We start from the raw sequence: 10,720 nt of genomic DNA, 5'->3' as shown, positions 1-10,720 counted from the left end.
CGCGGTGGCGATTGGTTCGGACGCGCATTCGGGTCGACGTGTCGACCTGCGGTGATTACGGGTACAACCGATCGAGTCCTCCCAAGTAGTACGGCCTGTCCGGATCATGGTCGAGCGCGTCGCGGGTCGCGATGTCGCACCTGGTGGGGTCCGGGGTCGTCCCGGGGCCTCAGGGTGCGGGCACGGGTCGTGACGTGCACCGGCTACGGATGGTCATGTCCAGGTGGAGGCCCTGCCCGGCGGGTTCGCCCGCTCGAAAGGACGGTTCGGTGATGACCACTCTGGGTGTCGAGGAGGAGTATCTGCTCGTGGACCCGGTCAGCGGACTGCCGGTACCGGCGGCCGAGCGGGTCCGGGCCGAGGCGAGCCTGCGGCCCGGGATCGACCTCGGCGACGTGCAGCCGGAATTACTGAAGGCGCAGTTGGAGGTGGCGACGCCGGTGTGCTCCTCGCTCGACGAGATAAACGGGCATCTGTCCCGGATGCGCCGCGAGCTGTCGGCCGCGGCCGAGCGGATCGGCTGCCGGATGGTCGCCTGCGGGACCGCGCCCGCCGGTGACGGGAAGCTGATGGAGGTGAGCGAGCATCCGCGCTACCTGGCGATCCGGGCGAACGCCCGGCGATTGGCCGACGTGCAGCTCATCCACGGGATGCACGTGCATGTGGCGGTGCCCGATCGGGAGACCGGCGTGCAAGTGGTCAACCGGATCCGGCCGTGGTTGCCGGTGTTGGTCGCGATGGGCGCCAACTCACCGCTGTGGCAGGGGCTGGACACCGGTTTCGCGAGCTGGCGCACGATCCATTACGCACGCTGGCCGGTGGAGGGGCAACCGCCGCTGTTCGCCGACCTGGAGGAGTACGAACGGCGGGTGGACGCGCTGCTCGCGGTGGGCGTGATGCTCGACCGGGGTCAGGTGTACTGGCAGGTGCGGCTTTCCGAGCGGTTCCCGACCGTCGAGATCCGATGCCCGGACGTGCAGTTGCGGGCGGACGACGCGGTGATGCTCGCGGGTCTGGTGCGGGCGCTGGTGGTGACCGCGCTGCACCAGCACGACGAGAAGGCGCCGTATGCCGCACCGGAGCCGGAACTGCTGCGGGCCGCGTGTTGGTTGGCGGCTCGGGACGGATTGGAGGGCGATCTGTTCGGGCCGGTGGGACCGGCGGGTACGGCCCGCCGGATCCAGGCGGGGGACCTGGTCTGCGAGCTGCTCGAGCACGTGACCCCGGTGCTGGACGAATTCGGGGACACCGCCCAGGTGTTCTCGCTCGTGGACCGACTGATCCTGCAGGGTACGGGGGCCGATCGGCAGCGTGAGGCATTCGTGGCCGGGGGTCTGCCGGGCGTGCTGGATCTGCTGATCTCGGACACCACGGGGACCTGACGGGGTGGGCCGGGTCCGGCCGTCATCGGTCGTGCTCGGTCTTCTCGGCTTGTTCGTTGTACGCGATCCTTTCGATGTGATCGGCGTGCGAGGCGTGTTCGTGTGCGCGCGACCGTTCGATGTGTTCGATGTGTTCGATGTGTTCGGTGGTGCGGAAAGGGGCTGACGGGGGAGGGATCGGGAGGCAGGGTGGGGGTGTGTCGACTCCCGCGCATCACCTGACTCCTCCGCCTCGGGCCGGCCACCTCGTGGTGTGCGGCGACGACGCGCTCGCGCAACGGCTGTCCTACGAACTCGCGCACGTCTACGGCGAGCACGTGACCGTGCTGCTGCCCTCGGTGCACCGCAACCACGGCCCGCAGATCGACGACCTCGCGCGCGGCGGGGGGTTGTCGGTGTCGGTGGTGGAGGCGGCCGAGCCGGACGACGACGCGTTGCGCTCGGCGGGCGTGTCGGGCGCGATGGCGCTCGCCCTGGTCTACCGGGACGACCGGGCCAACATCCACGCGGCGTTACGGGCCCGGCGGATCAACCCGAACATCCGACTCGTGGTGCGGCTGTACAACCGCAAGCTCGGCCGACACCTGGAGGAACTGCTCGACCGCGCGGTCGTGGCCCGGATCGGGGACCTCTCGGCCCGGGACGTGACCACGACCGTGCTCTCCGACGCGGACACCGCCACCCCGGCCCTGGTCGCGGCGGCGATCTCCGGCGCGGGCAAGGTCGTTCAGGCGGACGGGCTGCTGTTGCGGGCGGCCGAGCGGCCCGCCGACGAGCGTGACCCCGCGCCGTACCTGTACACGCTCGCGCTCGCCTCCGACGGGGTGGGCGGCAGCCCGGAGTTGCTGCCGGACGACGGCACGGTGGCCGCGGCGGGACGGACGCGGGGGCGGACCGTGCTGGAGACGATCACCCTGGAGGAGGGCGGCGCACCGGTCAACCGGCCCCGGCTGCCCCAGGGACTGCCGGTGGCCACGCTGTTCCCGCCCCGGCTGCGGTACGCGATCTTCGGCCTGGTCACACTGCTCTTCGTGTTCGCGGGCCTGACCTGGTGGGTCACCGGGGATCCGCCGCTGCGCGCCGCCTACCGCTCGATCCTGGACGTGTTCGGGATGGGCGATCCGGCGATCGGCGAGGGCACCGGTCGGCAGGTTTTGCAGGTGTTGTCCGGGCTCGCCGGGATGGCCCTGATGCCGGTGCTGTTCGCGGTGGTGCTGGAGAGCCTGGGCACGTTCCGCACCGCGACCACCCAGCGCCCGCCGCCGCGCGCGATCGCCAACCATGTGGTGCTGCTGGGCCTGGGCAAGATCGGTACGCGTGTGCTGGATCGGCTGTGCGACCTGGGCATCCCGGTGGTGTGCGTGGAGCGCGACCCGCAGGCGCTGGGCATCGCGACCGCGCACGCGCGTCGGGTGCCGGTGGTGATCGGCGACGTCACCCGCGAAGGCGTGCTGGAGGCCGCGCACATCGGCACCAGCCGGGTGCTGCTCGCGCTGACCAGCAACGACGCGATCAACCTCGAGGCGGCCCTGTACGCCCGCGAGGTCGATCCCGAACTGCGGGTGGCGATGCGGCTGTTCGACGACGACTTCGCCAAGATGGTGAACCGCACGCTGCGCGAGTCCTACCCGAACGCGCTGACCCGCAGCCGCAGCGTCTCCTCGTTGTCCGCGCCGGCCTTCGCGGGGGCCGTGATGGGGCGGCAGATCCTGGGCGCGATCCCGGTGGAGCGCGAGGTGTTGCTGTTCGCGGCGATCGACGTGGCCGGCCATCCGGAGTTGCAGGGGCAGACGGTCGCGGAAGCGTTTCGGGCCGGACTGTGGCGGGTGCTCGCGCTGGACGTGGCCGATCCGGCGGAACGCCGCGCCGACCTCGGCCGGGACGCGGCCCCACAGCGCGACCTCCAGTGGGAGCTCCACCCGGGATACCTGCTACGCCCCACCGACCGAGTGGTCCTGGCGACAACCCGCCAGGGCCTGGCCCAACTCCTCCAAGCCAACCGAGGCCCCACCCCAACCCACTGACGCACCCCACTCCGACGCCCCGCGTCCCCACCCTCGCTCCACGGCCCGATTGCCCCTCGACCCGCGCCACCCCTTCGCCCGCCACCCTCGCGCCCGCGGCGTGGGCTGTTCGGTGTGCGTGGTGAGGGAAGGATGTCCGGAATTCTTCTTCGTTGTTACGGTGTGTCGCCGACAGACTTCGTAGCGACACGAGGCGGCGAGGGATGAAGGTGAGGGTGAGTGGTGATGTCCGAAGGACGTGAGGGTGCCGGGACGGGTTCCGGCGAGGCCGATGTGATCTTCCACGGCGGCGAAATCGAGACGGTGGCGGACGGGCCCGGTCCCAAGAGGGTCGTGGCGGAGGACGGTGCGCGGCCGGAGGCGGTCGCCGTCAAGGACGGCCGCATCGTCTTCGTCGGTGGTCTCGACGAGGCACTCGCGCGATGGCGGGGCACGACGACGGAAGTGCGTGACCTGGACGGCCGGGCGCTGCTCCCCGGATTCATCGATCCGCACGGCCACGTGGTCGGCACCGGCCTCCAGGAGACCGTCGCCGACCTGCTCGGCGAACCGGACGGCGATGTCGGTGACATCGAGACGATCGTGCGCAAGCTGCGCGAGTTCGGCGACAGCGAGGTCGGCCGGCGCTCCGCGTGGATCGTCGGGTTCGGTTACGACGACGCGTTGCTCGACGGCGAGTCGCACCCCACCCGGGAGGACCTGGACAGGGTCTCCATCGAGCGTCCGGTGCTGGCCATCCACCAGTCCTTCCACCTGGGCGCGGTGAACAGCAAGGGGCTCGAGGTGTTGAACTACAGCGCCGCCACCGAGAACCCGAAGGGCGGGGTGATTCGGCGCGGCGACGAGTCGGTGCTGCCCTTCGGCGAGCCGAACGGGGTCTTGGAGGAGACCGCGTTCACTCCCGCCTCCGGTCGCGCGATCATGGGCATCGACGAGCGTGACCGGGCCCTGTTCCTGGACAAGGGCCTGAAGGCGGCGGCGAGTTACGGCTTCACCACGGTGCAGGAAGGTGCCGCCGAGCTGGCCGTACTGGGGGACCTGCGCGCACTGGCGGCGGCCGAGCCGCTGCCCCTGGACGTCGTCGTCTACGTGAAGGCGGCCGACGCGATCAAGACCCCGCACCTGGTCGACGCGAGCGGGGAGTATGTGAACGGCCTCCGGGCCGCCGGGATCAAGCTCAACCTGGACGGCTCGCCGCAGGGCAGGACGGCCTGGTTGCGCGAGCCGTACAAGACTCCGCCCGCGGACGAGGGCGACGACTACTGCGGTTACCCGACGCTGGAGGAGGAGGTCGCCCTGGAGCAGGTCCGGGCCGGCTTCGCGCACGGCTGGCAGGTGATCGCGCATGTGAACGGCGACGAGGCGATCGCCCAGTTCATCCGCTGTGTGCGGATCGCGACCGAGGAGTCCGAGCCGGCCGATCGGCGTACGACGGGCATCCACTGTCAGACGGCGGGCGAGGACCAGATCGGGGAGTTCCGCCGCTTGGGCATCATCCCGTCGTTCTTCTCGATGCACACGTTCTACTGGGGCGACTGGTACGTCGAGACCGTGCTGGGCGAGTCGCGCGCGGTCGACATCTCGCCCGCGCAATGGGCCCTGGCCCGGGGCATGGTCTACACGTCGCATCACGACGCACCCGTGGCCCGGCCGAGTTCGCTCGCGATCCTGTCCGGTCAGGTCACCAGGAAGACCCGATCCGGCATCACCCTGGGCAAGCATCAGTGCGTGTCCGGGGCGGACGCGGTGAAGTCGATCACGATCAACGCGGCCTACCAGTACGGCGAGGAGGCGGAGAAGGGCAGCATCGAAGTGGGCAAGCTGGCCGACCTGGTGATCCTGAGCGCGAATCCGGTGACGGTGCCGGGGGAGGCGCTCCTGGATATCGTCATCGAGGAGACGATCAAGGCGGGCCGAACGGTCTACCCGAGGGTCGACACGGTGCCGGTGCCGGTGCCGGTGCCGGAGGGGGTCGGACTGAGCCTGTTCACGCACCACTGCTGACGTCGGGGTCGCCTGCCCGCCGACCCGGTGCGGGCAGGCGACCCGGCGCTCAGGCCAGGGGCACACCGAGGTCGGGAAGGACCTGCGCGCCCGGCAGGTCGGCCAGCAGCCGGCCCGGCACCCACAGCTTGGAGCCGCGGATCCCGGAGCCGACCACGACGCGCGGATGCGCGGCGACGGCGGCGTCGATCAGGATCGGCCAGTCCGCGGGCAGGCCGATCGGGGTGATCCCGCCGTACTCCATGCCGGTCGCGGCCAGTACGGCCTCCACGGGCGCGAACGACGCCTTGCGCGCGTCCAGGTGCCGACGGACCAGGCCGTTCACGTCGGCTCGCGTGGTGGCGGTGATCAGGCACGCGGCGTAGGTGACCGTGCCGCCGCGCTTGGCCGCGATCACCACGCAGTTCGCGCTGTCGGCCGGGGCCACGTCGTAGCGGGCGCAGAACGTGGCGGTGTCGGCCAGTTCGGGGTCGATCGCGGCGACCTCGACCAACCCGGCGGACTCGGCGGGCCAATCGGCCAGGGCGCCGGCCACCGGGTCGGCGAGCAACTCGGGGTGGGTCAGGGCGGGGTGAAGGGCGAGAGCGGTGGTCATGGGACCCATCCAACCCAATCGGCCGCGATCGCGCGCCCGAGGCCGGGTCCCGCGAGCCGCCGATCGTCGCGCGTCGGACACCGTGCGCCGGAGGCCGCACGCGGGCCGCGCGCCGGGCGGCCCGGGCAGCAAGGCCCGGCGGCCGGGACGGGCACGCCGTCCGGGTGTATCGGCGGCGCGCACCGATTCAGCCGCGGACCCGACGGACGGTGCGCGCGTACATGCGGCGGCCGACCAGGTGCCAGATCAGCCGAGCCGGCAGCGGGAGCCCGCCGAGCATGGTCGCCCGCTCCGCGGGCTCGGCGTCCTCCAGCACCACGCCGAGCAGGAGCAGGATCTGCGGCTTGGGCGTGGTCTCGACGAAGTGCTCGCCCATCGCGTGCCACTCGCTTGCGGTGAGCAGCCGCTGGGCGAGCGGGAGCAGTTCGGACTCCTCCTCGTCGAGGTGCTCGATCAACGCCGCGCGGTGCTCGGCGAGCGCCGCGACCAGGGCGTCCCGCTCGGTGACGCCGGGGTTCGCCGCCCACGCCCGGACCAGTTCCTCGGCGGCGGTCAGCGAGCCGGCCACCCGCTCGTGCTGGGCCTCCATCCGCAGGACCAGCTCGGCCTCGAGGTCGACCCGGGCCAGCAGCGGCGGCCACAGCAGTTCGTCCTCGCCGGTGTGGTGGCCGTGCAGGCCCAGCCGGTAGAGGTCGAAGTGGTCGGCGAGCACCTTGGCCCGGGCGGTGTCGCCCGGCTCGACGGCGCCGACCAACTCGACCAGCAGGCGCGATTCGCGGCGCAGCCCGCGGTGGACGATCACCATGTCCCGGGTGTCGAAGCCGGCGGACGCGGGGGCGACGGGCGAGGCGGTCATGGTGGATCCCTTCGATGGGCCCTCGGCGCGGTTGCCGTTGGGCATGCCCATAGCCTGGTCCGGCCGTCTTGGAGGAATCCTGGAAGGAACATGGAGCCGTCCGGCGGGGTTGTTCGACGCCCGGCCCGGGATGGGGGAGAAATGGTGTACCTGCGCGTGCTCGGCCCGTTCGAGGCCGACGTGGACGATGTGACCGTCCCGCTGGGGGGTCCGCGCCAGCGTGCCGTACTCGCGCTCCTGGTGGCCGCGCGTGGACGGGTCGTGTCGATCGACCGGATGATCGAGGACTTGTGGCGCGGCGAACCGCCCGCGCAGGCCGTCACCTCGCTCCAGGCGTACGTGTCCAACCTGCGTCGCCTGCTCGAACCGGGCCGGGCCCGGCGGGCGCCGGCCACGGTCCTGGTCAGCGCGGCGCCCGGATACGCGCTGCGGCTCCCGGACGACGCGGTGGACGCGTGGCGCTTCGAACGCCTGCTCCGGGCCGCACGCGAGCGACTCGACGCCGCACCGGTCGAGGCCCGGACCGTGGTCGAGACGGCGTTGGCGCTGTGGCGCGGACCGGCGTTCGCCGCCGCCTCGGATGAGCCGTGGGCCCTGGCCGAGGCCGCGCGGCTGAGCGAACTGCACCTGAACGCAAGGGAGTTGCACATCGCCGCCGGGCTGCGATCGGGCGCCGCGGCAGCCGCGGCGGCGGACGCCGAGCGACTCACCCGGGACGCCCCGCTGCGCGAGGAGGCCTGGCGGCTGCACGCCCTCGCGCTGTGGGCGGGCAACCGCCAGGCCGACGCGCTGGCCACCCTGCGCCGGGCCCGCGCGGTACTGGCGGCCGACGTCGGCCTGGACCCGGGCCCCGCGCTCACCGAGGTCGAGGCGGCGATCCTGGGCCGACGAATGCACGTCCTGCGCGCGGCGACGGGGCGGGCGGAGGCGGCGGTCGAGGGCCCGGGCGTCGGCCGGGCCCCGAGCGGCCCCGAGGCCGGGCCCGCCGCGATCGGTGCGGCCGATCCCGCGGGCGGCCGGAGCGGGAGCCAGGTCGAGGACCCCGCTCGGGGCGCCCGCGCCGACCGCACCGTCACCGGCGCCGACAGCGCCCACAGCGCCGAGGACGCGTCCGGTGACCATCCGGCCGCACCGACCGCAGGCCGGCCATCCGACGCGATCGCCGCCGCCATGAACCCGCGACCCGGCGTCGACCCCCATTCCGGCGTCACCGGTGAACTCTTCGTCGGCCGGGACGGCGAACTCGCCGCGCTCCTGGGCGAGGCCGATCAAGTCGCGTCGGCCGGCCTGCGCGTCGCGCTGGTCACCGGCGAGGCCGGGCTCGGGAAGTCCGCGCTGCTGGGTCGGCTCGGCGCCGGACTCGAACAGGCCGGACTGCTCGTGGCCACCGGGCGCTGTCCCGAGGTGGACGGCGCGCCGCCCGCGTGGGCGTGGGTGGAGGCGCTGCGCGCGATCGCCGCGATCGTCCCGCCGCCGCCCGAGGCCGCCGCCGCGCTCGCCCCGCTGCTCGGCGACGACGAGGGCGACGGCCCCGGGCAGGACACCTCGGCGGGCCGGTTCCGGTTGCACCGCGCGGTCTGGTCCTGGCTGGCCGCCGCCGCCCGACGGCAACCGTTGGCGATCCTGCTGGACGACGTGCATCGGGCCGACGCCGAGACCCTGGCCCTGCTCGCCGCCGGCGCCGACGGCGACGCCGCGGGCGCGCCGCTGTTCGTGGTGGCCGCGTACCGCCCGGACGAGGTGGACGGACGCCTCACCGAGACGCTGGCCGGCCTGGCCCGCCGCTCACCCGTGCGCCTGGCGCTGGCCGGCCTGCCGGAGGCCGCCGTGGCCCGGGTCGTGGACGCCGTGTCACAGACCCCCGTCGACGCCGCGACGATCACCGCGCTGGCCGAACGCACCGGCGGCAACCCGTTCTACGTCCGGGAGAGCGCCCGCCTGCTGGACAGCGAGGGCGCCCTGGTCGCGCTCTCCGACGTGCCCGAGGGCGTGCGCGACGTGCTGCGCCGCCGGCTGGCCCGGCTGCCCGAACCCGCCGTCGCCGTCCTGCGCCTGGCCTCGGTCGCGGGCCGCGAGGTCGACGTGGACGTGCTGGTGGAGTCGGCCGAGGTCGACGAGGGCGGCGTCGTGGACGCGCTGGACGCCGGCCTGATCGCCGGCCTGCTCACCGAACCGGCCCCCGGCCGGATCCGGTTCGTGCACGCGCTCGTGCGGGACACGATGGCCGCGGACCTGAGCGGGCTGCGCCGGACCCGGATGCACACCCGGATCGCCGCCGCGCTGGAACGCCTGGGTACCCGCGACGTCTCGGCGCTGGCCCACCACTACGGCAGCGCCGCCACGGCGGCCACCGCCGCCCGGGCTGTCGAGACGGGCATCGCCGCGGCCGAGTTGGCCGAGCGCCGCTTCGCCCACGACACCGCGGTCGCCCTGCTCACCCGCGCGCTGGAGTGCCTGGACCGGATCCCGGCGGACACCCCGGGCGACCGGGACGCGCAGCGCGCCGACCTGTTCGGCCGGCTGCTGCGCGCGCAGGTGCGCGCGGGCGACGTGGCGGCGGCCCGGCAGACCCGGCAACGGGCGTTCGACGCCGCCGAGTCGGCGCACCGCGACGACCTGACGATCGCCGCGTTCACCGCCTGGACGGTGCCCACGCCGTGGCAGAGCCGGCCGTACGGGGTGCTGGACCTCGGCGTGGTGGCGGCGCTGCGCCGGCTGATCGCGCGGACCGACCTCGCCCCGGAGACCCGGTGCCGGCTGCTGAACGGCTACGCCGGGGAACTGGTCGGCGAGCGGATCGATCCGGACCCGCGCGTGCTGGCCAAGGAGGCCGTCGCGCTGGCCGCCGACCTGGGCGATCCCGATCTGCGCACGCTTACGCTGGCCACCCTGATCGGCAACCTGGCCGGTCGCGCGGACGCGCCGGCACGAGCCGCGTCGGCCGGCGAACTGATGGGCCTCGCGGACACGTTCGACCTACCGGCGCACCGCTGGTACGCCCGATTCAGCCTGGCCACCGCCGCCGCCGACCTGAACGACCCGAAGACCACCCGTCGGTTGGTGGACGAGAGCGTGGCGATCGCCGACGCGTACCGCATGCCGGAGGCGATCGGCGTCGGCGCGTGCGCGCTCGCCGCCCTCGCACACGTCGAGGGCCGCCTCGAGGAGGCCGAGGAACGCTACGTCCGGGCCACCGAGTCGATGATCGCGCAGGGTTCGCTGCACGCGCTCGGGTTGCGTTGGCTGGCCCTGGCCACGATTCGGCTCAGCCAGGGCCGACTTGCCGAACTGGCCCCGCAGGCACCGGAGATCCTGGCCGGCTTCGGCCCGTTCCTGGCCGACCTGTGCGCCCTCGTGGTGGCCGCCGACGGCCGGATCGAACAGGCCCGGGCGATGCGCGCGTCCGTCGAGCCGATCCGCGCGGACTTCTTCGACACCCTGATGTCCACCTTCCGGGCGGCGGCGGTGGTCGCGCTGGCCGAACACGACGAGGCCGCCGCGCTCTACCCGACCCTGTCGCCCCTGCACGACGCCGCGCCGGGCTGCGCGGGAGTGTCCCTGGCGATCCGTCCGCCCGCCCACACGTTGGGTGAACTCGCCCGCTTCCTGGGCCGCGAGCAGGAGGCGACCGAGCACTTCGACCGGGCCGCCGAGATCGCCGAGACCTGGAACGCGCACCACTGGGCCGCCGAATCCAGAACGGCGCGGGACCTTTATCGCGGCTAGCGATCCTCGCCGCGGTCGCCGTCGTGTTCCGGAGCCTCGTGCCCGTCTTCGCCCTCGTCGTCGCCGTGCCCGTGTACCTCGACGTCGACAGGGCCGTGCCCCCGGCCGCGCGAAGCGGGCCGGGGGCACGGAA

The 10,720-nt window shown here is 73.4% G+C and carries 6 protein-coding genes; 4 read left to right on the top strand and 2 right to left on the bottom strand.

The window, feature by feature from the left end; translation table 11 throughout:
* Window positions 1-272 precede the first annotated feature (272 nt).
* The 3 genes from ACZ4FV_RS09965 (at window position 273) to ACZ4FV_RS09955 (ending at window position 5,410) form a co-directional block, all read left to right on the top strand.
* Window positions 273-1,382 carry a carboxylate-amine ligase gene (locus tag ACZ4FV_RS09965; protein ID WP_402233077.1) on the top strand — a complete coding sequence of 370 codons (1,110 nt, stop codon included), beginning with the start codon at window positions 273-275 and terminating at the stop codon, window positions 1,380-1,382.
* A gap of 137 nt (window positions 1,383-1,519) precedes the next feature.
* Window positions 1,520-3,406, top strand: a complete 1,887-nt coding sequence (locus tag ACZ4FV_RS09960) for an NAD-binding protein (protein WP_395863746.1) — start codon at window positions 1,520-1,522, stop codon at window positions 3,404-3,406.
* Between the two features lie 225 nt (window positions 3,407-3,631).
* A complete protein-coding gene (locus tag ACZ4FV_RS09955; RefSeq protein WP_402233071.1) occupies window positions 3,632-5,410 on the top strand; it encodes an amidohydrolase in 1,779 nt (592 codons plus the stop codon).
* A gap of 49 nt (window positions 5,411-5,459) precedes the next feature.
* Here ACZ4FV_RS09955 and ACZ4FV_RS09950 read toward each other — a convergent pair whose 3' ends face one another.
* The gene (locus tag ACZ4FV_RS09950) at window positions 5,460-6,005 is read right to left on the bottom strand and encodes a YbaK/EbsC family protein (protein ID WP_395863750.1); all 546 of its coding nucleotides are present in this window, start codon (window positions 6,003-6,005) and stop codon (window positions 5,460-5,462) included.
* A gap of 187 nt (window positions 6,006-6,192) precedes the next feature.
* Window positions 6,193-6,861 carry a hemerythrin domain-containing protein gene (locus ACZ4FV_RS09945; RefSeq protein ID WP_395863752.1) on the bottom strand — a complete coding sequence of 223 codons (669 nt, stop codon included), beginning with the start codon at window positions 6,859-6,861 and terminating at the stop codon, window positions 6,193-6,195.
* Window positions 6,862-7,002: 141 nt separating this feature from the next.
* On the opposite strand from ACZ4FV_RS09945, the gene ACZ4FV_RS09940 reads away from it, so the two are divergent.
* The gene (locus tag ACZ4FV_RS09940) at window positions 7,003-10,587 is read left to right on the top strand and encodes a BTAD domain-containing putative transcriptional regulator (protein WP_402233067.1); all 3,585 of its coding nucleotides are present in this window, start codon (window positions 7,003-7,005) and stop codon (window positions 10,585-10,587) included.
* Window positions 10,588-10,720 lie beyond the last annotated feature (133 nt).

The organism is Embleya sp. NPDC025285, assembly GCF_055558835.1.
The sequence above is the reverse complement of the archived record's forward strand: the minus strand, read 5'-3'. Positions and strand labels throughout refer to the sequence as shown.